This window comes from Thermogemmatispora onikobensis, from assembly GCF_001748285.1.
Classification (GTDB): Bacteria; Chloroflexota; Ktedonobacteria; order Ktedonobacterales; family Ktedonobacteraceae; genus Thermogemmatispora; species Thermogemmatispora onikobensis.
This window is the reverse complement of the sequence record NZ_BDGT01000056.1, coordinates 1-21,237: the sequence shown is the minus strand read 5'-3', so window position 1 is coordinate 21,237 and position 21,237 is coordinate 1. Positions and strand designations below refer to the sequence as shown.

Genomic DNA, 21,237 nt, shown 5'->3' with positions numbered 1-21,237 from the left:
AAAACGGTACCAGCGCCTTCCTGGACTATCAGGAGCGGATGCTCTTCTCCTGTAGAACAGCAGAATAGCTCATACAGCAGGCGAAAGGACGTAGTTCTCAGTAACTACGTCCTTTTTCTTCCCTATCCGCATGAGCGGTTGACTTTTCCTGCCAGGGCGACTACCATACGGGAAGGACTGAGTTGATAGTCCCGCCGGAATTGCCCCGCTGGCCTGGCCTGCTCTGCTCTGCTCTGTGCCTGTGTTTGCCTCTGCCTGCCATCTGGTTCGTGATCGCCTGCTGAGTTTGGTTGGTAGCTAGCTAGCTAGAGACGCATTCTTGGGAGGAATCTGGTGAGCAACTACTATGACCCGCGCTGGTATGAAAACGATGAGCGGCGCAGTTGGAGGTCGTTTTCAACCGAAAGCGTCCCCGACTCCGGCTCGTCTGATGCGCAAGCCGCTACTTCACCCCCACCTGGCACTCCAAGCGCTCCATCTGATCAACCTGCGCCTCCTGGTTGCCGCACTGTCGTCCGCCGTGCCGTCACTGTGACTGCGCTGCTCGTTCTGGCTTTCATCGCCGGCTGGTTCAGCCACCAGTTTTTCTCTTCTGGCTCCTTCCCCGCCAGTAGCCAGTCGCAAAAGTATGCCCAGTTGGTTCAGCAAGCCTGGACCTTAGTTGACCAGAAGTATGTTGATCGTAAGGCGATCAACTATCAGAAGATGGCCTACAGCGCCATTCAAGCCATGCTCGACACGCTCGGCGACAAGGGCCATACGCGCTTTCTCACGCCGGACCAGGTCCAGGCTTTCAATCAGTCTCTCAGCCCGACCCTGGTTGGCATCGGCGTCTATATCCAGCAAGATCCCACAACGAAACAGGTCGTAATCAGCGACACAGTGCCGGGGGCCCCGGCAGAGAAGGCCGGCCTCAAGCCTGGCGACGTTCTCCTCTCGGTCAATGGCCAGAGCGTGCAAGGCAAGGATCTTGATACAATCAGTTCGCTGTTGCGAGGGCCGGAGGGCACCGCCGTCTCGGTGACCGTACGTCGTCCCGGCACGAATCAGACCCTGACCTTCCATCTGAAGCGGGCCAGGATCACTGTGCCGAATGTGATTATGCACTATATTCCCGAGGCCCATGTCGCTCATATTCAGATCGTTCAGTTCGCCGATGGGGTCAGCGATCAGCTCCGAAGCAGCGTTGAGCAGGCCAAAAAGCTCGGAGCCAAAGCCATTATCCTTGATCTACGCGGCAATCCTGGCGGCCTGGTTGAGGAGGCTATCAATACGGTCAGCGAGTTCCAGGCCAGCGGTACGGTCTTTCTGGAGCAAGATAGCTCGGGGAGGCGCACGCCATATCAGGTGACAGGGCACGTGGTCGATGGGAAGATCCCTCTGGTGGTCCTCGTCGATAACGGAACAGCCAGCGCCGCTGAGATCGTCTCGGGAGCTTTTCAAGACAACCATCGAGCAATAATCATCGGAACACGTACCTACGGCACAGGGACAGTGCTGGAACAATTCCCGCTCTCCGATGGCTCTGAGCTACTACTCGGCACGGCTGAGTGGCTGACGCCCGATGGCCACTTTATTCGCCAGAATGGCATTCAACCCAATGTGGTGGTCTCCCTCAAGGCAGGACAAAGTCCCCTGACACCAGCGGCGGAGAATCGCAACCATACCACCTATCAGCAGATTCTGCAAAGCGGTGATAGCCAGCTGATTCGGGCGCTCCAATATCTCCAGAGCCAGCCCTAGGAGACGAGCGCTCAATCGGCGTTGGTGTCGTTCAGCGCGCGCCAGAAATGTAGTGGAGCGGAGGCTGGTGAGTCGCTCCGGGGGCAAGTGGGTCGAGTGGCAAGCGAGTGCAAGGAGAGCAGCGCAGCGGCGCCCAGCGGGGCCGGGAGATCAATTCAGAGTCCGAGGGAGCCAGCGGGCAAGGGCAGAGTGGGAAGGCCAGGCACAGACGGCTTTGTCCTGACTGGCAGCCTCCTCTCGGGTGGTTCCTGTCCTGTTGGGCCGCCTTGGCGGTGGCCAGCGCTTCCTACGCCAGAACCAGCGCCAGATTGATCGGGAGAGAGCAGCCGCTGCTTGCGGCGGACCGACGGACAGCCAGACGTCCCTTGCGCGCCGTTCGTTCTCGCATCCTGCTTGAGAGCGGTAGGCCGATGTGAAACCGGCTTCAGGCGGCAAACAAACAGCTCGGTAAAGCCATCAAGGGTGAATCAACGAACCAGCTAGCCGGATCGTGGGGGCGCTCAATAGGCGAGGTCGCTCTTGCTTCTAACGTGAGGAGACCTCTGGTGGCCAGAGCTGCTGACGCGGATATGATGCCCGAGCCTTTGCCTGGGCTTGGGCTCCTTGTCCCTGCCCTTGCCCCGGCTGTGGCTGGTAGCCTGGATAGCCCATCTGTTCCGCTGGCCAGGGGGTTCCTCCCCACCAGGAGAGCTGTGAGGGGAAGGCCGCGGGCGACTGGCCGGCCATTCCTGGGGGAACGGGCCTGTAAGATGGAGCTGCCGCCGCCGCCGGTCCGGCTGACATCTGACGAGGCCCTCCAGACTGAGGCGAGAGCGAGGCAGCGGTCGACAATGGTTGGCCGGCCAGGCTCGCGTGCAGATTTAGCCCAGCGATCGGCTCGCGCGCGGGTGACGAGGCGGCAGCTGCCGAAACCCCTTTCCGACTGAGCAGGATAATCAGCCCCTTGAGAAGCAGGGCGAGGCCGAAAAAAGCCAGACCGCCCCCCAGAATCACCCAGTAGGGATAGATATATTCGCCGCTGCAGGCAGCATACGCCACTGCGGCTCCGACAGGAATCAGCAGAACTCCCAAGAGAAGCTGCAACAGCGGCTTCTCCCTCCTGGATAGAAAGCGGTAGAGCCAGTAGAACAATCGAATCATCAACTTGCTCCTTCCTCAGAACAAGACAGCAACCGGTCGATGGGATCAGCCATCGATACAGGTGTCTATTTTAGAAAGTGAGGAAGGAGCAGTCAACTAGCCCTCGCTGCACTGAGCCTGAGCAGTAGCAGCAAGGTAATATTTGCTTGTCGGTGGATGATCGAGTATCGTGGCGATGAAGCGTGTAGCTCTGACCACCTGTTCTAGCGAGACCCCGGTCTCGATGCCCATGCCGTGGAGCAAATAGAGGAGATCTTCGCTAGCCAGATTGCCGCTGGCCCCAGGGGCATACGGACAGCCACCCAGGCCCCCAGCGGAAGAATCCACGCAGCTCACGCCCATCTGAAGGGCGGTCAGCACATTGGCCAGCGCTGTGCCGCGCGTATCGTGGAAGTGCACGGCCAGCCGTTCAAGAGGAATGCCGCCTTCGGTCAGCAGCAAATCCAGAACCTCGACGACCTGATTGGGAGTGGCCACACCAATGGTATCGCCCAGCGACAGCTCAGCGACACCCATCTCCAGTAGCTCTAGAGCTACCGCCAGCACGCGCCGGGGATCAACCCGTCCTTCGTAAGGGCAGCCGAAGACCGTCGAGATATAGCCGCGCACGCGCACCCCTTCACGTTGAGCCAGGGCCAAAACAGGCCGGAACTGGGCCAGGCTTTCGGCAATAGTGGCATTGATATTGTGTCGGGTGAAGCTATCGCTGGCCGCTGTAAAAACCGCCACCGAGCGCAGTCCTGCGGCTAAAGCCCGCTCCATGCCCTTGAGATTCGGCACCAGGGCCGTCAGGCGCAGGGTTGCTGGCAGGTCGTGCAGGCCGGCCATGACCGCGCTGGCATCGCTCAGCTGTGGGATAGCCCGCGGACTGACAAAAGAAGTCACCTCAATCTCGGAGTAGCCTGCTGCGGCAAGCAGACGAATGAAATGAATTTTCTGCTCTGTGGGAACCCGCACCTGCTCGTTCTGCAGGCCATCGCGCGGTCCCACTTCAACCACGCGCACCTGGCGCGGTAGGGTAGAGAGATCAAGCTTCATCGCTCTACGCGGTCCTCCCTGACCCAGGCCACCATGAGCCGGGCTGCACACACAGCCATCCGTCGGCTGTGTGTGCAGCGGGAGGCCTGTGGCGCGGGACTCAAGGAGCCGCTTGCTCCTTTCTCCAGCGTGGAGTGTGGACTCCGCTCACTTCACAAAGGGAGGCGGCCCATCTCTGGCCAGGCCGCCCGTCCTGGTCTCATGATCAGCGGCCTGGATCAGGAGAGGTTAGTGGCCTCCCGCATAACGGGGGATTGAGCCATTGCCTGCCGGGCTGGAGCGGGCGCCCGATGCTTCTCGGGGCTAGCCGGCGCGGGCGTTGAGGTCGAAGACGAAGGAGCCGGCAGCCTCGGCTGATCGACAGGGGCCGCCTCCGACTCCGCAGCGTCGGTGTTGCTCAGGCGCAGCACTCGCACCTTCGTAATGCGCCGTCCGCGGGTTGCCAGCACCGTCAGATTCAAATCCCCATAGGTAATCGTATCACCGGCCACCGGGATCTTGTCGAGCTGAGCGTAGAGGAAGCCGCCAAGCGTCTCATAGTCCTCGTTATCAAGCTTTGTTCCCATCAGCTCATTGAAGTCGTCGATATTCATCTTGGCGTCGACGATATACTCCGTATCGCTCATGCGCTCGTACAGGTTCTCCTCGCGGTCGTACTCATCCTTAATATCGCCGACGATCTCCTCCATCAGATCCTCAATCGTGACCAGGCCGGCGACCGAGCCATACTCATCGACCACGATGGCCATATGGGTGCGCCGCTGGCGGATCTCGCGCAGCAGATCGTCGAGCTTCTTTGTTTCCGGCACAAAGTAGGCCGGGCGCACCAGCTCGCGCACCAGGCGCGTATGATGACCCTGGCGCAGCTCCTTCAGCAGATCCTTGGTATAGAGAATGCCCAGAATATTATCAAGAGAGCCCTCGTAGACAGGGATACGAGAGAGGCCGCCCTGCAGAGCCACATCGACAGCCTGATCGACGGTCGTATCGGCCTCCAGAGTAATCATGTCGATGCGGGGCACCATCACCTCGCGCACTGGCGTATCGGCGAACTCGAAGATGCTATGGATCATCTCCTTCTCCTCCTCTTCGAGCACGCCCTCCTGCTCACCGACCGAGACCAGCAGACGCAGCTCCTCCTCTGTCACAAAGGGGCCAGCATGCTTCAGCTCACCACCGAGCAGACTGGCGAGGGAGGAGGTGATGACCCCCAGCAACCAGACGAGCGGTCGCAGCAGCCAGGCGGCCAAGCGCACGAAGCCACTGAGGGCGCGCGCCCAGCGCAGAGGGTTTTGCACAGCAGCAGTTTTCGGTGTAATCTCACAGAAGATCAGGACGATCAGCGAGATGAGCACAGTTGCGATCAGCTCGCCCCAGGTGGTTGAGAAGCGCAAGGCCAGGACCGTGGCCATACTGGAGGCCACGATCACCGCGATGCTGTTGACCACCAGGATCGTCGAGAGGAACGTGTTCGGGTGGGCCAGCAGGCGCTCCAGCTCAGCGGCCTGGGGATCACCCTCCTCGACGAGGTTTTTCAGCTTGATGCGGCTGACCGAAGTCAGCGCGGTTTCGGCGGCGGAGGCGGTGGCGCACAGGACCAGCGCAATGACCAAGATGATCAGCTGCAGCCAGGCCACACCGTCGAGCTGGGGGAGAGAGAGGCTGAGAGCGGTGGCGATCCTGACAAGGGGTATGCCATCGGCGTCCATAGTTGTAGTTACTCCTTTTTGCCTCCTTCCGCGTCTGAGGAGGCCTGTTCTGCTGCTGCTGCCGCGGGATCGAGCATGCGCAGCAGACGGGCGGGCACACCAACCACCAGCGCATGGGGAGGCACGTCGCGGTTCACCACTGCGTTGGCGCCCGTCATGGCTCCCTCACCGATGGTCACGGGCGGCACGATGATCGTATCGCAGCCAATGAAGGCCCCGTCCTCGATGACCGTACGGTACTTCTGGCGTGTGATCCCGTTATAGTTGGAAGTGACTGTACCCGCACCAATGTTGACATGGGCCCCGACAGTGGCATCACCGATATAGCTGAAGTGATGCATGTCGGTTTCCGCACCGATATACGAGTTCTTCACCTCGCCAAAGTTGCCCATGCGCACACCACGAGCCAGATGAGCGCCGGGGCGACAGTGGCTGAAGGGGCCGATCCGTACATCGTCTTCGAGAATAGCCTCTTCGAGAGCTGAATTCCGAATGATACAGCGGTTCCCGATGATCGACGACTCGATGGTGGTTCCAGGGCCGATGCGGCAGCCGGAGCCGATTTGCGTTCGGCCAGTAATCATGGTGCCGGGCAAGATGACCGTATCGGGTCCGATGGAGACCTCGGCGTCGATGTAGGTAGCCGCAGGATCGACGATCGTCACGCCCGCGTACATATGGCGCTCCAGGATGCGGCGCCGCAAGATTTGCTCTGCCGCCGCCAGCTGCACGCGATCGTTCACACCTACCGTCTCCTCCAGGGCGCCGGTCACCGTCGCAACGGTGCGCCCTTGTGAGCGCGCAATGGCCACCAGATCGGTGAGGTAGTACTCGCCGCTGAAAGGATTGCGTGCGAGGCGGGGCAGGGTCTCCCAGAGCCAGCGACGCTCGAAGCAGTAGACGCCCGAGTTCACCTCTTTAATGCGCTTCTGCTCTTCAGTGGCACGCTTGACCTCGACGATCTCCACAACGGCGCCCGAGGCATCGCGGACCACGCGCCCAAAATCCGAGGGCTGCTCGGTGGTGGCTGTCAAGAAAGTGATGGTGGCCTGACTCTCCACGTGGTGAGCCACGACGCGGGCCAGCATCTCGGCGCTGATGAGCGGGGTATCGCCATAGCAGACGAGCACCGTCTCAGGAGGAGGAGACAGGGCATCGACGGCCTCGCGGGCGGCCAGAACGGCGTGGCCGGTACCGAGTTGCTCGGCCTGCAGGGCATAGTAGCAGCGCTCACCAAAGGCGGCCTGGACCTGGGCGGCCTCGCAGCCGACGACGACAATGGGGCGGTGGGCGGTGATGGTGGCTGCCAGTGGAGCAAAGGCAGAGGTAAGAGGGATGGTTTCCACGGCATTGAGCACATGGCCTAACATCGGCAGCCCGGCCAGCGGATGGAGCACCTTGGGAATGGCTGAACGCATCCGCGTGCCCTTGCCCGCTGCAAGGACCACGGTCGCATAGGTCTTCATTGTTGAATTCACAGAACCTCTTGTTTCATGGCTGTCTCCTCAGCGGCTCGTGCCCCTGCGCCACGGACCGCCGGGCTAAGCTGCGCTGAGCTGGCAAGGTCGCTTGCCCTTGCTGCTCAGGCGCGGGAAAGAAATAAATTCCCCCTTTTTCTTGCTTGCTGCCAGTGCAAGCACGACAGAGAACATCGTTCAACGCTTCTACCTGGTCATGAGAGACCAGTCCCTGCTCTCGCCAGCGGCGCGGCGAGCAGGCGAAAAGTGGTTCGGGTGCCAGGATTCGAACCTGGGATCGCGGATCCAAAGTCCGCTGCCTTACCGCTTGGCCACACCCGAAGGTGGTGACAGGCTCTCTCGTCACATCTCGCCAGGAAGAAGGGCAGGCAGGCAAGCAAGCTGGCCAGAGCCTGCTTATTGACCCTGGCTGACTGACTGCTCGCTTTGCCGCTGTTGCACGCTCTGGCGATAGTGCAAAGCCGAGACGCGACACCTTGTCTCTAGCTGTCCGAGAACAGGATACCTTTTCTTGGCAGCCCTGTCAAGAGGGGATAGGGGAGCTAACCGTCGCTGTGGTCTGCTGCCTGGCAGGGAATATGGCGGGCCACGCTGTGGTTGTTTACTAAATAGATACACTATGTTATCATTCATTCAGGTGAAGGCTCTATTCGAGGGGTGCTCAGCGTCGCTGGTCGAGGCGAGCGCCAATCAGCCTGATCTGAACTGGAGGAGGAACTACTGTGGAAGCCGTTTCCGCAACCGATTTGCGCGTTGATAGCCGCCTGGCGAAGTTCTCGCAGGGCAGTGTGGTGGTGCTAACGGCTCTGGCCTTCCTATTGAGCTGGCCGCCGCTGGTGCTGATCACCGGCCTGCTCCTGGCCTGGAGTGCCCTCTGGCCGGCGGCTGGGCCGTTTGCGCTCTTCTATCGGCATGTGTTGGTAGCGAGCGGCCTGTTGAAGCCGCGCCTGGTCGAGGATGATCCAGCCCCGCATCGCTTCGCTCAGGGAGTAGGGGCCACGCTCCTGCTGGTCGCCGGGCTCCTGCTTCTGCTGACGTCTGCGACGCTGGCCGGTTGGGCGCTAGACCTGCTGGTCTTTGTGCTCTCCTTTGTCAATCTGACGGTTGGCTTCTGTGCTGGCTGCCTGGTCTATTATTACCTGGGAAAGATCGGCCTGGTTCCCCGCGTGCGCTATGAAGGGGGCTTCCACTGGCGTGGTGTGAGATAGGGGCAAGCTGGTAGAGTGGAAGGAAGGGAAGGAAGAGCTGGGTGATGCTGAACGTGATGCTCTGGCGGGCGGCCTTACTGCTTCTGCTGGCCGTCCTCCTATGGAGCTTCATTCTGCTCGGGCGGCGCTTTGTCGAACGGCAGCGCCGGGCAGCTCTGGCGGCGCCGGTCCTGGCTGCCGACCGCCAGGATGAAGCGGGGGAGGCAAGCGGGCCGGTGCGCATTTTGCTCTTCAGCAGCGCCGAGTGTCAGCAGTGCCATCGCTTACAGAAGCCGGCGCTACGCCAGGTCCAGGCGGCCCGTGGCGCGCTGGTCAGGGTGATCGAAGTGGATGCGCCGACGGAGCCGCAATTGACGGCTCGCTATCGCGTCCTGACGCTGCCGACCACGGTTGTGCTCGATGGTCAGGGCAAGGCCCAGGCCGTCAACTATGGCTTTGCCCCGGCGGGGCGACTGCTGGCCCAGATCGATAGCGTGCTGGCGCAGCAACAATGCTGAGCGAAGAGCGCGTCTGACGGCGCCTCTGGCCTTTGTTGGCTCTCTTCTCTCTGCGCTGGTCTTGGGGCGGCTCGAGGGGGATCTCCGCTTTTATGGGGAGTGGCCTTTGCCGAGGAAGATCTTGACGAAGAGGAGCGCCTCATGTCACAATGGCAGTGATTTCTTCAGAGAGGAAGAGGGCGAACGCCCATGCGAGTCCTTGAAACGCATGTTGACCGCAGCAGTCCTGAATTTCAGGAAAATGCGCGTTATTTCCGTCAGCTTGTGACCGAGCTGAAGGAGCGTCTGCAGCAGGTGCAGCAGGGCGGAGGCGCCGATGCCGTGGCTCGCCATCGTAAGCGTAATAAGCTGCTTGTGCGTGAGCGCATTCGTTTGCTCTGTGACCCCGACACCCCTTTTTTGGAGCTGAGTCCACTGGCTGCCTGGGATATGTACGATAACGAGGCGCCCTCGGCGGGCATTGTGACTGGTATTGGGGTTGTTGAGGGCCAGGAGTGCATGATTATTGCCAACGATGCCACCGTCAAAGGCGGGACCTACTACCCGATGACGGTGAAGAAGCATTTGCGGGCCCAGGAGATTGCCGAACAGAATCGTCTCCCCTGTATCTATCTGGTCGACTCGGGCGGGGCTTTTTTGCCCCTGCAGGCCGAAGTTTTTCCCGATCGCGACCATTTTGGGCGCATCTTCTACAATCAGGCGCGCATGTCGAGCCAGCGCATTCCGCAGATTGCCGTGGTGATGGGGTCGTGCACCGCGGGCGGCGCCTATGTGCCGGCGATGAGCGATGAGACTATCATTGTGCGCGGCACGGGGACCATTTTTCTCGGGGGGCCACCGCTGGTGAAGGCGGCAACTGGCGAGGAGGTGAGTGCTGAGGAGCTGGGTGGGGCCGATGTCCATTGTCGCATCTCGGGGGTGGCCGATCACTACGCCCTTAACGATGAGCATGCCCTGGCGATCTGCCGCAGCATCGTGGCCAATCTGCAGCGGCGCAAGTCCATTCCCTGGGAGATCACTGAGCCGGAGCCGCCGCGCTACGATCCCGAGGAGATCTATGGCATTGTGCCGCGCGATTATCGCAAGAGCTATGATGTGCGCGAGGTGATCGCTCGCCTGGTGGATGGTAGCCGCTTCCATGAGTTCAAGGAGCTGTACGGGACGACGATTGTCTGTGGTTTTGCTCGCCTCATGGGCTATCCTGTGGGCATTATCGCCAATAATGGGGTGCTCTTCTCGGAGAGCGCCCTCAAGGCGACCCATTTTATTGAGCTGTGTGCCCAGCGCCAGATCCCGCTGATCTTTTTGCAGAATATCACTGGCTTTATGGTGGGGCGTCAGTACGAGAGCGGCGGCATCGCTAAGGATGGGGCGAAGATGGTGATGGCGGTGGCCAATGCACCGGTTCCTCGCTTTACGGTGATTATCGGTGGCTCCTTCGGGGCGGGCAATTATGCGATGTGCGGGCGCGCCTATGCCCCACGCCAGCTCTGGATGTGGCCCAATGCCCGCATCTCAGTGATGGGTGGTGAGCAGGCTGCCAGCGTGCTGGCGACGATCCGCAAGGAGAATCTGACGGCGCGCGGGGAGACGATGACGGAGGAAGAGGAGGCGGCCTTTAAGCGGCCAATTCTGGAGAAGTATGAGCGCGAGGGCAACCCGTACTATAGCACGGCTCGCCTGTGGGACGATGGCATCATCGACCCCTGCGAGACGCGCACAGTGCTGGCTCTGGGGATCGCGGCCTCGCTCAATGCGCCCATGCCTGAGACACCTTTCGGGGTCTTCCGCATGTAGCCGTCGCAGGACAGAGAGATCCGTCGTGAGGGCCGGACGAGCCAGATATGCCTCGCTGGCAGAGTGGGGATCGCCCTTGCCTGCTGGCAGGTGGATAGACTGGCTGGCAGTTCTCCTGCTTGAGAGGAAGGAGTAGCCCACGCTAATGTTGAAGGCGCTGCGTTGCAATTCCCAGGAGCATTGCTTTCAGCGCGTTGCTTCCCTGGCCGAGGCCCAGCAGGCCCTGGCCGAGCCGCAGACTGTGCTCTGGCTGGATCTTTTCAATCCAGGTCCAGAGGAGTTGCAGCGCGTGGGGGAAGCCTTCCATCTGCATCCGCTGGCGGTGGAAGATGCCGGTCATAAGCATCAGCGTCCCAAAATCGAGGAGTATGATAGCTTCTACCTGATCGTCTTTTATACGATCCAGGCGGAGCCATCGACAGAGCGCCTGCGGGTCTGTGAGCTGTCGATCTTTCTGGGCGAGCGCTATCTGATCACGGTGCATAGTGAGCCTATTCCCGAGCTGGAGGAGACCGAGCAGCGCTGGACGCGCAATGTGCGCCAGCTGGAGGGTGGGGTGATTGTCCTGCTCTATTCCCTTCTCGACACGATCGTCGACCAGTACTTCCCGGTGCTGGATGCTATGGTCGAGCAGGCTGAGGACCTGGAGGATCGCCTCTTCAGCGGCGAGCTGCGTCAGCGCTCCTTTACTCAGGATCTGCTGGCCCTCAAGAAGCGCTTTCTGACGCTGCGCCGCATTGCTGGCCCCGAGCGCGATGTGCTTAATGTGCTGACGAATCGCGATAATCCCCTCTTCAATGAGCATGCCTTGCTCTATTTCCGCGATGTCTACGACCACATTATGCGCGTCGCTGATACCGTTGATCTCTACCGCGATCAGCTGAGTTCGACAATGGATGCGAACCTCTCGATCGTCTCCAACGACCTTAATAAGACGATGCGCACGCTGACGGCGGCCTCGATTGTTTTGATGGTCGACGCCTTGCTGGCGGGTATCTGGGGCATGAACTTCGAGTATATGCCCGAGTTGCATTGGACCTATGGCTATGCGGCGGCTCTGGCTGTGATGGCCGCGATCTCACTGCTCCTGCTGCTGATCTTCCGGCGCCTGCGCTGGCTCTAGGGCGAGGGGGGCGGGCCTGGTCAACACGAGAAATCCAGGCTGTACGTTGGCAAGAGGATGGTATAATAAAAAGCAATGAGCAAATGAGAAGCTGCGGCGGCTATAGGCTCCCTGCTCTTGGGGGCCGGGTGCTGGCGGGCGGGCCGCCGGGAGTGGTGCCTGCCTGATGGGCAGCTGAGTTCTTGTCAGGGATAGTCACAATGGAGTACACCCTACTCAGTGTTGAACGCAGCTTTCAGGACCGGGTCGCGACGGTGACGCTGCAGCGCCCCGAGGTCCACAATGCTTTTAATGCACAGTTGATTGAAGAACTACGCGCCGCCTTCTCTGCTTTGCGCGACGATGAGCAGCTGCATGCTGTTGTCCTGACCGGTGCGGGTGCCTCTTTTAGCGCCGGGGCTGATATCAGGATGATGCAGCAGGCGGTGAATTTGAGCCGTGAGGAGAATGTGGCTGAGGCTTTGCGCTTAGCTGACCTCTTTGAGGCGATCAATACGTTCCCCTGTCCGGTGGTGGCCCGCGTCAATGGGACGGCGATGGGCGGCGGCCTGGGGCTGATTGCGGCCTGCGATCTGGTGATCGCGGTCGAGACGGCGCGTTTTGCTTTTAGCGAGGTGCGCCTGGGCATCGCTCCGGCGGTGATTGCTCCCTATGTGGTGCGCAAGATAGGAGAGGGTCAGGCGCGGGCGCTCTTTGTGACGGGAGAGCAGTTTACGGCGGCGCGGGCGCGCGAGGTGGGGCTGGTGCATGTGGTCGTGGCTGCTCAGGAGCTGGATGCGGCGGTAGAGCAGGCCCTGCACAATCTGCTGCGTGGAGGGCCGCGGGCCTTACGGGCCTGCAAGGCTTTGGCCCTGCAGCTTGGGGGGCTGAGTGGCGAGGCGGCGCGTGACTATACCGCCAATCTGATTGCCGGGCTGCGGGCGAGTCCCGAGGGACAGGAGGGTCTGCGTGCCTTCCTGGAGAAGCGCAAAGCCAGCTGGGTGGTCAGCTGATGTTCAAGAAGATCTTAATCGCCAATCGAGGAGAGATCGCGCGCCGCATCATGGCCACCTGTCGGGCAATGGGCATTCGTACCGTCGCTGTCTACTCAGAGGCCGATCGCCAGGCGCCGCACGTCTATGAGGCTGACGAAGCCTATCCGATCGGCCCTGCGCCTGCCAGTGAGAGCTACCTGCGCATCGAGGCCATCATTGCGGCGGCCCGCCAGGCTGGGGCCGAAGCGATTCATCCCGGCTATGGCTTCCTCTCGGAGAATCCGGCCTTCGCCGAGGCCTGTCAGGAGGCCGGCCTGGTCTTCATTGGTCCTCCTGCTGCGGCCATGCGCCTCATGGGCTCGAAAATTGCCGCGCGCCAGGTGGCGCAGCAGGTCGGGGTACCGACTGTGCCGGGCTATGATGGTTCCCAGCAGGACCCGCAGCGTCTGCTGCAGGAAGCGGAGCGCATCGGGGTGCCGCTCTTGATCAAGGCGGCAGCCGGAGGCGGAGGCAAGGGAATGCGCGTGGTGCGCTCGCTGGAGGACTTCCCGGCCCAGCTAGAGGGGGCGCAGCGCGAGGCGCTGGCCGCTTTTGGCGATGGCACAGTCTTCCTGGAGCGCTTGCTAGAGCAGCCTCGTCACATTGAGTTCCAGGTGCTGGCCGATACTCACGGTCAGGTTCTCCATCTGGGCGAGCGCGAATGTTCGATCCAGCGCCGCCATCAGAAGATCGTTGAGGAAAGTCCCTCGCCAGCCCTGACGCCGGCTCTGCGCGCCCGCATGGGTGAAGCGGCTGTACGCATTGCCCGTGCGGCGGGCTATGTCAACGCCGGGACGATGGAGTTTCTGCTCGACCGCGATCAGCGCTTCTATTTTCTAGAGATGAATACCCGTCTGCAGGTTGAGCACCCGGTCACTGAGCTGGTGATGGGCCTCGACCTGGTGCGTCAGCAGATTCTGATTGCCGCCGGCGAGCCGTTGCACCTGCGCCAGGAGGAGCTAGTAGCGCGGGGCCATGCCCTTGAAATGCGTCTCTATGCGGAAGATCCCGAGCAGCATTTTCTCCCCTCCACAGGTACAGTCGTCCGCTTTTTCGGGCCGCTGCGGCCTGGTATGCGCATTGATAGCGGCGTCGAAAGCGGCTCTGACGTCAGTCAATTCTATGACCCGATGTTGGCCAAGCTGATCACCTATGGGGAGGATCGTGCCGCCAGCATCGCACGTATGCGCACCTTGCTGGAGGAGCTGGCGGTCTTCGGGGTCAAGACCAACAGCGCTTTGCTGCACGCCATTACTGAGAACGCGGCCTTCCGCGAGGGCCTGACCTTTACCAGCTTTTTGGAGGAGCAGGGGCTGCTTGAACCAGGCGCCTTGCGAGAGCGGGAGGCATTGCCCTTAGCTTTGAAAGCAGCTGCTCTGGCTGAGGTGGTGAACGAAGAGCGAGGTGAGCGCAATCCCTGGCGGCGGCTTGGTCCCTGGCGCCTGAGCGATGTGGGGCGACTGCTGCGCTACTCCTACGAGGGAGAAGAGCATCAGGCTTGTCTTGAGCGTCTGCCTGGCGGCGGTGGCAGCTGGCGGGTCCAGATTGACGGAGGCGAGCCGGAGGAAGTACTGCCGCAGCTGACGCCGGATGGGGCGCTCTGTCTGCAGTATGGGGTGCGCCGGGAGCGTGTCCCGTTCTTACGACTGGCCGGAGAGACGCAGGTCATGCTGCGGGGACGGCTCTATCGCCTGCAGCGGCCTCAGCCACCGGCTATTGAGAGCAGCCTGCGGGGAAGTGGCCAGCGCGGCGGCCAGAGTCTAACGGCTCCGATGGCCGGCACCATTGTCAAAGTCCAGGTCAGCGAGGGCGAGGCTGTCAAGCAGCGTCAGGTCCTGGTCATTCTGAGTGCCATGAAGATGGAGCACGTCATCACTGCTCCCTACGATGGCGTCGTCCGACGCATCCATTATCGTGAGGGTGACGTTGTCCAGGGAGGGGCTGTCGTCGTCGAGGTAGAAATGGGCCAGAGCGAGGCGGCCCTAGCGACGACGCCAGAAGAATGAGGTGAGATGAGTGCCATGTGGAACGTAGGAGAATGGGGGAGAGACTACCAGGGGGCGAAGCCAGAGCTGTATCGATCGGTGCAGAAAGGACGTGATATCTAAGATGAAGGTCGGCTTCATTGGGATCGGGACAATGGGACGTCCGATGACGCTCAATCTGCTCAAGGCCGGGCATGAAGTCGCGGTCTATGCGCGTCATCCTGAGAAGCCTGGCGTTCAGGAAGTGCTCCAGGCAGGGGCCAGACTGGTCCCATCGCCGCGCGAGCTGGCCGCTGGGGTCGAAGTCGTCATCACGATGGTTCCCACCTCACAGGATGTCGAGCAGCTGGTCGCTGGTCCCGATGGCATTCTAGAGGGAGCACGAGAGGGCCTGATCATCATCGATATGAGCACCATTGCACCGGCAACAAGCCGCCGTCTGGCCCAGCTCGCTGCCGAGCACGAGGTCTATTTCCTGGATGCGCCGGTGAGCGGAGGCTCGCAGGGAGCGATTGCTGGCACGCTGGCCATTATGGTTGGGGGCGAGCGGGCCATCTTCGAGCGAGTCCGTCCGTTGCTCGAAGCGATGGGCAAGGCCGAGCGCATCTTCTATGTCGGCCCCTCGGGGTCTGGTGAAGTCGTCAAACTCGTCAACAATCTCCTGGCCGGCGTTATTGCGGCGGCCACCGCCGAGGCCCTTGTGCTGGGAGTCAAGGCCGGTGCCGATGTGGAGCTGATGGCGAGCATTATCAATGTCAGCACCGGTGCCAACTGGCAGCTGGCCAATCAATTTCCCATGCGCGCCTTTACCGGGAGCTTCCAACCTGGTTTCATGACCGATCTCTTGCAGAAGGATCTCAATCTTGCTCTGGAGCTGGGGGCGCAGTATCAGACGCCTCTGCCATTGGCAGGGCTGACTCGCCAGCTTTATGAGATGGCCCGCGCCGAGGGCTATGGCCGCCAGGACTATACCGCTTTGCTCAAGGTCTTAGAGCGACTGGCTGGCGTGGAAGTGCGTAGCCACGTAGCTGCCAACCAGGAGCAAGGACCATCAAAATAATGGGCGCCCGCCAGGCCGTCCAGGGCGAGCACGGAGCACCCCGGTGCAAAGGACGGCCAGCCGCGAAGGCTTACAGCCAGCCTGGACTGGAGAGAACAGAGGGCTGGGGTCGCTTCGAATAAAATGGTTGTTGCACGCGGCCTGTTCCATCGCGATCTGCTGCCGGTGCTCCAGGAGCCAGGCGCAGGCCCGATGACCAGGCGGAATAGAACAGAAAAAAGGAGGAACCACAATGGAGCAGCTTTCTCACGAACAGGCCAGCGAGAAGATCGTAGCCCTGGAGCGCCGGCTCAAGAAAGAGCAACAATCGAGGACCCGCCGCAGCGGTGATGCCTGCCTGCGCCCGTCCTTCTCCCTCGTCACCAGCCTGGGGGCGGCTGACATTTCTGTTCCCACAGGCTCGAAGAACGCCCGCCCTCTGCCACCGCGTCCTTCGAAGTCCTGAGTGAACCCCATTTTCGCCTGGCAGAGCGGAGGGAGAGTAGTGGATAGTAGAGAAAGGAGAGAGGGAGAGAGGAACGAAGGACAGATTAGAGGCTATAGGGGATGATCAGGCTGCGCGCGAGCGACATAGCTAGCGAGAGCAGGATAATCAGCCCGAAATAGGCCACTGCTATGGCGATGCGAAAGCGCAGGGGGACATCATAGTAATGGCGCGGGCGGAAGGCATCTTCGGTACGCTGCGTCCAGAGGGCGGCGGCGCCGATGGCCAGCAAGAAGAACAGCCAGGGTGAGAAGTCGCCATTGATCCAGAGCCAGATCTGGTAAGCCAGCAAGAGCAACAGCCCGACCAGGCAGAGGCGGCGATCGATTGCTCCTATAATGCGCCCGCCATCGAGCATCGGGGCTGGGATCAAATTCAACAGGTTGATAAAGAAGCCAAAGTAGGCGAGAGGTGCCCAGACGCCCGCCGGGTGGAACCAGGCCAGCAACAGACAGACAGCAGAACCGAGCGCGCCGGCCAGCGGGCCAGCGATGCCAATCTCAGCATCGTCGCGGGCACTCTGCGGATGGCGTTTCATCAGCACCGCGGCTCCCAGCAAAGGAATGAAGATCATGCCCCCCAGAGGGATGCCTTTGGCCTTAATGACGATAGCATGTCCTAGCTCATGTACGAAGAGCAGCACCACGATTCCCAGGCCGAAGGCCCAGCCGAAGATCATGGCGTAGAACGCCAGCGAAACGAGCGCTGAGATGCCTGCCCAGCCGAATTTCAGCAGCCAGCCGAGCCATTGAAACTTCAGGAGCAGAGCCAGCAGTGCCGCCAGGCTGCCGCCCAGGCCAGCCAATCCCTTTTTCCCCTTGATGCTCGTCGTGGACGAACCTTGTTGTGTTGTTCCGGCTAAAGTGTCCTCGCCCTGGCCATGATGAGCCGCGTCAGAGGTATAGCGTGCCACATCCTGTGGGCCACGATACGGTTGCAGCTCTGCCTGACCTGCTGCTGCAGCAGGAGTGGGTCCGGAGTGCCAGCCAGGTGAGAGGCGGTAGAAGTCGGGATGAGTATAGTCAACGGTCCCTTCGAGCGAGGCAGCCGGCTCGTTGCGATCGCCCTGGGCTGTGTAGCTATAGGCATGGCCTGGATCTCGCTCCATGCTTCTGGCCTCTCTCCTCCTTTTCTTGCCGCACTAATGTAATACTATTCTAGCACACGTCGGCCAAAAAAGCTTGTTTGCCAGAGAATCAGCGATCTGGGAGACGAGGAAGGAGCGCACAGCGGGACGGTCAGTCAGGTCAGGTGCATGAGAGGGCTGGCAGCGAGAGAAGAGAGCAGCGGTCTTGCTTCTCATGCCCGGCCCAGATCTCAGAGGTGCAAGAGATTGACGGCCAGCAGGATCAGGGTCAGAATAGAGACGAACAGGACGGTGGCCCAGCCGAAGATATTGAACAGCAGCGAATTCTTATGTTTGCCCATCAGGCGACGATTGTTGACCAGCAGAATAATGAAGACCAGGATAATCGGCAGCATGGCCGTATTGATATCCTGGAGCACAATCAGCACCTGGAAGATAGGCAATCCGGGAATCAGCGTCACCAGGACCCCGAGCACGATCAAGGCTGTAAAAAGGCCCTGGAAGACAGGTGCCTCACGGAAGCTGCGCGAGAGGCTGCGCTCAAAGCCGAAGGCTTCGCAGATCGCGTACGCTGTTGAGAGAGGCAGGACGGCTGCAGCCAGCAGCGAAGCACCAAAGAGACCAATGCTGAAGAGGAGCGAGGCATAGGGGCCGGCCAGGCTGCGCAGCGCGAAGGCTGCGTCCAGCGCCGTGCTTGCCGGGTGATGGGAGACGAAAAGCGTCGCTCCTGTAGCGACAACGATAAAGAAAGAAATAATCGTCGCGAAGAGCGTCCCGCTATAGACGTCGATCTGCTCATAGATGTACTCGCCAGCATGGATGCCCTTGTCAGCAACAGCGGACTGCACATAAAAGAGCATATAGGGGCTGATGGTGGTACCCACCAGGGCCGCCGCTGTCAGCAGATAGTCGCTATCCAGCTGGAAAGTGGGAAGGACGCTTTGGTGAGCGATGGCTCCCCAATCGGGATGAGCGACGAAGGCGGCGGGGATGTAGGAGAGGAAACCGAGGGACATTGCAATAAAGACCTTCTCCACACGCCGATAGGAACCTTTAATCACCAGCCACCAGAGCGCCAGCCCACAGACTGGCACAGTCACGTAGATCCAGGGCGTATGCACGTCCTGAGCCAGCACCTGCACGCTGGCGCCGATGCCGAGAAACTCCGAGACCGTAATCCCCGTGTTTGCAATCAGCAGCGCCAGCATGGCGAGCGCTGTCCAGCGCACCCCGAACTCCTCGCGGATCAAATCGGCCAGTCCCTTGCCGGTCACCGCGCCCATGCGAGCGCACATCTCCTGAAGCACCGCCACAAAAAAGCTGCTGATGAAGAGGGCCCACAGCAGGTTGTAGCCATAGTTAGCCCCGGCAGCCGAATAGGTAGCAATACCTCCAGCGTCATTGCCCGCATTGGCGGCGATCAGACCTGGACCGAGCACTGCCAGCAATCGGATCAGCGGCGATGAGCGGCTCAGACGAAAAGGAAAACGGGACCGCGCCGGTTTCTTGCGGGCGGCGCGGTCCTTTCTCTGCAGCTCCGTTGTCTTCTGGCCAGATCTCTCCATAGCGCACCAGCATCAATTCAGCTAGCAAGGTGCCGTTTATCTTGGCCCCAAGCCGGAGGGAGTCGTGAAGAATGCTCCCTGCAGCGCTCGCGGCCTGCGCCAGCACGCTGGAACTGGCCTGCAGCCTATCATGCTCTGAGCGCACGTGCAGGGCGTGGTAATGATAGCACTCGGGCTGGTCTTCTGGCAAGGGGCGAACAGCCCAAACTGAGCAGCGGCTGACGAGTACCAGGATGACGAGCCATCCAGCCGGGGGCGCTACTACTGCGCCTTCTTAATGCCCAACAGATGGAGGCGGAGCAGATTCAGGGCGGCGAGAGCGGAGCGGTACTTCTGGTCCTCGCGGTTGCCGCGCCAGCCGCTGCCGCTGGAAGTCACCACGCCGGTTGGTCCGGCAATAGCCAGAAACAGGGTACCTGCAGGTTGCTGCTCGAGCGGCTCTGGGCCGGCTACGCCGGTGATGCCAATACCGTAGTCGGCGGCCAGACGCTGGCGGGCGAGCTGGGCCATAGCGCGGGCTGTCTCTTCGCTGACCAGGCCGGCCCGCTCGACTGGCTCGGAGGAGAGACCCATCTCCTGAGCGACAGCGCGACTGTAGGCTACCAGCCCGCCGCGGAAATAGCGCGAGCTGCCAGGTATATCTGTGATCAGGCTGGAGAGCAGTCCCCCGGTAAAGCTCTCCATCACTGCCAGCGTCTGACCGCGTTGGGCCAGCATGGCGCCGACCACGCTCGGGAGCGTCTCCTTGTCGACCCCGAAGATGTAGTCGCCAAGCACCTCGCGAATGCGTGCCTCAGTTTCGCTAACCAAGCGCTTGGCCTCCTCACGGCTGGCCGCCTTGGCAGTCACGCGCACATCTACGGCATCGCTCTTAGCGTAGGTGGCTACCGTCGGATTGCTCGCGTGAATGAAAGGCTCCAGGCGCTGCTCAACCGTCGACTCTCCCAGGCCGATGACGCGCAGAATGCGTGTGAAGATCAGACCCCCAGTATAGGGACTCAGGCGGGGGATCACCTCGGCCTCCCACATCCGATACATCTCGCGTGGTACCCCTGGCATGGCGACAATGATGCGCCCTGCCTGCTCGACCCACCAGCCGGGCGCTGTTCCTAAAGGATTCGGCAGCGGGCGTGCCGAAGGAATGAGTGTGGCCTGCTTGACATTGCGCTCGGGCATCTGAACGCCGCGGGCAGCAAACCAGGCACGCAGCTCGGCCTCCAGACCTGGGTCAACCTGCATGCGCTCACCCAACAGCGTGCTGATCGCCTCGCGCGTCAGATCGTCCTCGGTGGGTCCAAGACCGCCAGTCATGATAATCAATTCAGAGCGCTCCCAGGCGCGGCGCAGCGTCTCAACGATGCGCTCCAGGTTATCCCCGACCTGGGAGACAAAATAGAGATCGATCCCTAGCCCACTCAGGCTTTGCGCCAGGTAGGTGGCATTGGTATCGGTGATCTGACCAAGCAGCAGCTCGGTGCCACAGGAAATAATCTCTGCCCGCATGACGCTGTCAAATCCTCCAGAACAAGCATTACGTGGTCCGGTCCGCTCAGTCAACCGGGGAGTTTCCCAGGCTGGCCCAGGCTGGCTGACTGACCTGCTACTCCCCTTATCATACCACGTCTCAACATCTCTCAATATGTTGTGCTTGAGAATGAGAAAATCTCAATATCTTGTGGGTAAAGGCTTGTAATCGGGGAGGTTTCCGAGTATACTGTCCCGAGGAAGGTCGACCGGGGAAATCATAGCCGATAACTTGCCTGCAGGACAAGTTTTCTAGAAGTGAATCCTATTTCTTACCTACCCTTTCTTTGTCGTGCGTCCGGCCCCGCGGCAAGCGGTCTAGCGATCGTGTGGGGTGGTAGGTGTAGTGGGTGTGGGAGCGGGCGGCGACTGACGAGCGGTAATTTACGAGAGGAGTAACGCAGCATGTTAGAGCAGCAGGAGTCGAAGACTCCCAAAGCGCCTGGTGATACACCGAAGCGAACGCAGCTAGAAGGCATTCGCCTCAAAGTCTTTCTTGATCGCTATTCGCTCAAGGATGCCAACGGCCAGCCGCTGGAGCACTATCCTGAAGAGCTGTGGGCGCGTGTAGCGGGGGGAATTGCCGCGGTAGAGAAGACGGAGGAGCTGCGCGCCTACTGGGAGAAGCGCTTCTATGAGGCGATGAGTGACTTTAAATTTGTGCCTGGTGGGCGCATTCTGGCGGGAGCTGGCTCCGGCCATCAGGTGACCTTTTACAACTGCTACGTCATTCCCAGTCCGGAGGACAGCCGCCAGGGTATTCTTGACAACCTCAAGATCATGACC

The 21,237-nt window shown here is 60.8% G+C and carries 17 protein-coding genes and 1 tRNA gene; 10 read left to right on the top strand and 8 right to left on the bottom strand.

Annotated features, from left to right (window positions below; genetic code table 11):
- Positions 1-333 precede the first annotated feature (333 nt).
- Entirely contained in the window at positions 334-1,743 is a 1,410-nt protein-coding gene (locus BGC09_RS18810; protein ID WP_141727858.1) for a S41 family peptidase, read from the top strand.
- A gap of 525 nt (positions 1,744-2,268) precedes the next feature.
- Here BGC09_RS18810 and BGC09_RS18805 read toward each other — a convergent pair.
- From BGC09_RS18805 to BGC09_RS18785, 5 genes are all read right to left on the bottom strand, one after another.
- Positions 2,269-2,883, bottom strand: a complete 615-nt coding sequence (locus BGC09_RS18805; RefSeq protein WP_069805761.1) for a hypothetical protein — start codon at positions 2,881-2,883, stop codon at positions 2,269-2,271.
- Positions 2,884-2,979: 96 nt separating this feature from the next.
- On the bottom strand, positions 2,980-3,921 hold the full coding sequence (locus tag BGC09_RS18800) for a hydroxymethylglutaryl-CoA lyase (RefSeq protein ID WP_069805760.1): 942 nt from the start codon (positions 3,919-3,921) through the stop codon (positions 2,980-2,982).
- A 218-nt stretch (positions 3,922-4,139) separates the two neighbouring features.
- Positions 4,140-5,630 carry a hemolysin family protein gene (locus BGC09_RS18795; RefSeq protein ID WP_069805759.1) on the bottom strand — a complete coding sequence of 497 codons (1,491 nt, stop codon included), beginning with the start codon at positions 5,628-5,630 and terminating at the stop codon, positions 4,140-4,142.
- An 8-nt stretch (positions 5,631-5,638) separates the two neighbouring features.
- The gene (glmU, locus tag BGC09_RS18790; RefSeq protein ID WP_218104107.1) at positions 5,639-7,108 is read right to left on the bottom strand and encodes a bifunctional UDP-N-acetylglucosamine diphosphorylase/glucosamine-1-phosphate N-acetyltransferase GlmU; all 1,470 of its coding nucleotides are present in this window, start codon (positions 7,106-7,108) and stop codon (positions 5,639-5,641) included.
- Positions 7,109-7,355: 247 nt separating this feature from the next.
- Positions 7,356-7,429, bottom strand: a tRNA-Gln gene (locus BGC09_RS18785).
- A 401-nt stretch (positions 7,430-7,830) separates the two neighbouring features.
- Between BGC09_RS18785 and BGC09_RS18780 the strand changes: the two genes are divergently transcribed.
- The 8 genes from BGC09_RS18780 (at position 7,831) to BGC09_RS18745 (ending at position 16,236) form a co-directional block, all read left to right on the top strand.
- Entirely contained in the window at positions 7,831-8,316 is a 486-nt protein-coding gene (locus BGC09_RS18780) for a DUF4395 domain-containing protein (protein ID WP_069805757.1), read from the top strand.
- A gap of 44 nt (positions 8,317-8,360) precedes the next feature.
- On the top strand, positions 8,361-8,813 hold the full coding sequence (locus tag BGC09_RS18775; protein WP_069805756.1) for a thioredoxin family protein: 453 nt from the start codon (positions 8,361-8,363) through the stop codon (positions 8,811-8,813).
- 189 nt (positions 8,814-9,002) lie between these two features.
- A complete protein-coding gene (locus BGC09_RS18770; protein WP_069805755.1) occupies positions 9,003-10,610 on the top strand; it encodes a carboxyl transferase domain-containing protein in 1,608 nt (535 codons plus the stop codon).
- Between the two features lie 145 nt (positions 10,611-10,755).
- Entirely contained in the window at positions 10,756-11,733 is a 978-nt protein-coding gene (corA, locus tag BGC09_RS18765; RefSeq protein ID WP_069805754.1) for a magnesium/cobalt transporter CorA, read from the top strand.
- Between the two features lie 200 nt (positions 11,734-11,933).
- Positions 11,934-12,725, top strand: coding sequence for an enoyl-CoA hydratase-related protein (locus tag BGC09_RS18760; protein ID WP_069805753.1), 792 nt, complete (start codon positions 11,934-11,936; stop codon positions 12,723-12,725).
- Positions 12,725-14,752: an acetyl/propionyl/methylcrotonyl-CoA carboxylase subunit alpha gene (locus tag BGC09_RS18755; RefSeq protein WP_069805752.1), complete on the top strand. Its 2,028-nt coding sequence runs from the start codon at positions 12,725-12,727 to the stop codon at positions 14,750-14,752. The genes BGC09_RS18760 and BGC09_RS18755 overlap by 1 nt, the downstream gene beginning before the upstream one ends.
- Positions 14,753-14,855: 103 nt before the next feature.
- Positions 14,856-15,791, top strand: a complete 936-nt coding sequence (locus BGC09_RS18750; protein WP_069805751.1) for an NAD(P)-dependent oxidoreductase — start codon at positions 14,856-14,858, stop codon at positions 15,789-15,791.
- A gap of 232 nt (positions 15,792-16,023) precedes the next feature.
- Positions 16,024-16,236 (top strand): hypothetical protein, encoded by a 213-nt coding sequence (locus BGC09_RS18745; RefSeq protein ID WP_069805750.1) that lies wholly within the window; start codon positions 16,024-16,026, stop codon positions 16,234-16,236.
- Positions 16,237-16,321: 85 nt separating this feature from the next.
- Here BGC09_RS18745 and BGC09_RS18740 read toward each other — a convergent pair whose 3' ends face one another.
- The 3 genes from BGC09_RS18740 to BGC09_RS18730 form a co-directional block, all read right to left on the bottom strand.
- Entirely contained in the window at positions 16,322-17,383 is a 1,062-nt protein-coding gene (locus tag BGC09_RS18740; protein ID WP_069805749.1) for a site-2 protease family protein, read from the bottom strand.
- Between the two features lie 209 nt (positions 17,384-17,592).
- The gene (locus BGC09_RS18735; RefSeq protein WP_084659110.1) at positions 17,593-18,927 is read right to left on the bottom strand and encodes an Nramp family divalent metal transporter; all 1,335 of its coding nucleotides are present in this window, start codon (positions 18,925-18,927) and stop codon (positions 17,593-17,595) included.
- A gap of 261 nt (positions 18,928-19,188) precedes the next feature.
- Entirely contained in the window at positions 19,189-20,430 is a 1,242-nt protein-coding gene (locus BGC09_RS18730) for a competence/damage-inducible protein A (protein ID WP_069805748.1), read from the bottom strand.
- A gap of 426 nt (positions 20,431-20,856) precedes the next feature.
- On the opposite strand from BGC09_RS18730, the gene BGC09_RS18725 reads away from it, so the two are divergent.
- Positions 20,857-21,237 (top strand): ribonucleotide reductase N-terminal alpha domain-containing protein (locus BGC09_RS18725; protein ID WP_218104106.1); only part of this gene is annotated, 381 nt, incomplete at its 3' end.

Coding starts and splice junctions, on each gene's coding strand:
- BGC09_RS18805 (WP_069805761.1), bottom strand. CDS start 2,883: ATGATTCGATTGTTCTACTGGCTCTACCGCTTTCTATCCAGGAGGGAG.
- BGC09_RS18800 (WP_069805760.1), bottom strand. CDS start 3,921: ATGAAGCTTGATCTCTCTACCCTACCGCGCCAGGTGCGCGTGGTTGAA.
- BGC09_RS18795 (WP_069805759.1), bottom strand. CDS start 5,630: ATGGACGCCGATGGCATACCCCTTGTCAGGATCGCCACCGCTCTCAGC.
- BGC09_RS18775 (WP_069805756.1), top strand. CDS start 8,361: ATGCTGAACGTGATGCTCTGGCGGGCGGCCTTACTGCTTCTGCTGGCC.
- BGC09_RS18770 (WP_069805755.1), top strand. CDS start 9,003: ATGCGAGTCCTTGAAACGCATGTTGACCGCAGCAGTCCTGAATTTCAG.
- corA (WP_069805754.1), top strand. CDS start 10,756: ATGTTGAAGGCGCTGCGTTGCAATTCCCAGGAGCATTGCTTTCAGCGC.
- BGC09_RS18760 (WP_069805753.1), top strand. CDS start 11,934: ATGGAGTACACCCTACTCAGTGTTGAACGCAGCTTTCAGGACCGGGTC.
- BGC09_RS18755 (WP_069805752.1), top strand. CDS start 12,725: ATGTTCAAGAAGATCTTAATCGCCAATCGAGGAGAGATCGCGCGCCGC.
- BGC09_RS18750 (WP_069805751.1), top strand. CDS start 14,856: ATGAAGGTCGGCTTCATTGGGATCGGGACAATGGGACGTCCGATGACG.
- BGC09_RS18745 (WP_069805750.1), top strand. CDS start 16,024: ATGGAGCAGCTTTCTCACGAACAGGCCAGCGAGAAGATCGTAGCCCTG.
- BGC09_RS18740 (WP_069805749.1), bottom strand. CDS start 17,383: ATGGAGCGAGATCCAGGCCATGCCTATAGCTACACAGCCCAGGGCGAT.
- BGC09_RS18735 (WP_084659110.1), bottom strand. CDS start 18,927: ATGGAGAGATCTGGCCAGAAGACAACGGAGCTGCAGAGAAAGGACCGC.
- BGC09_RS18730 (WP_069805748.1), bottom strand. CDS start 20,430: ATGCGGGCAGAGATTATTTCCTGTGGCACCGAGCTGCTGCTTGGTCAG.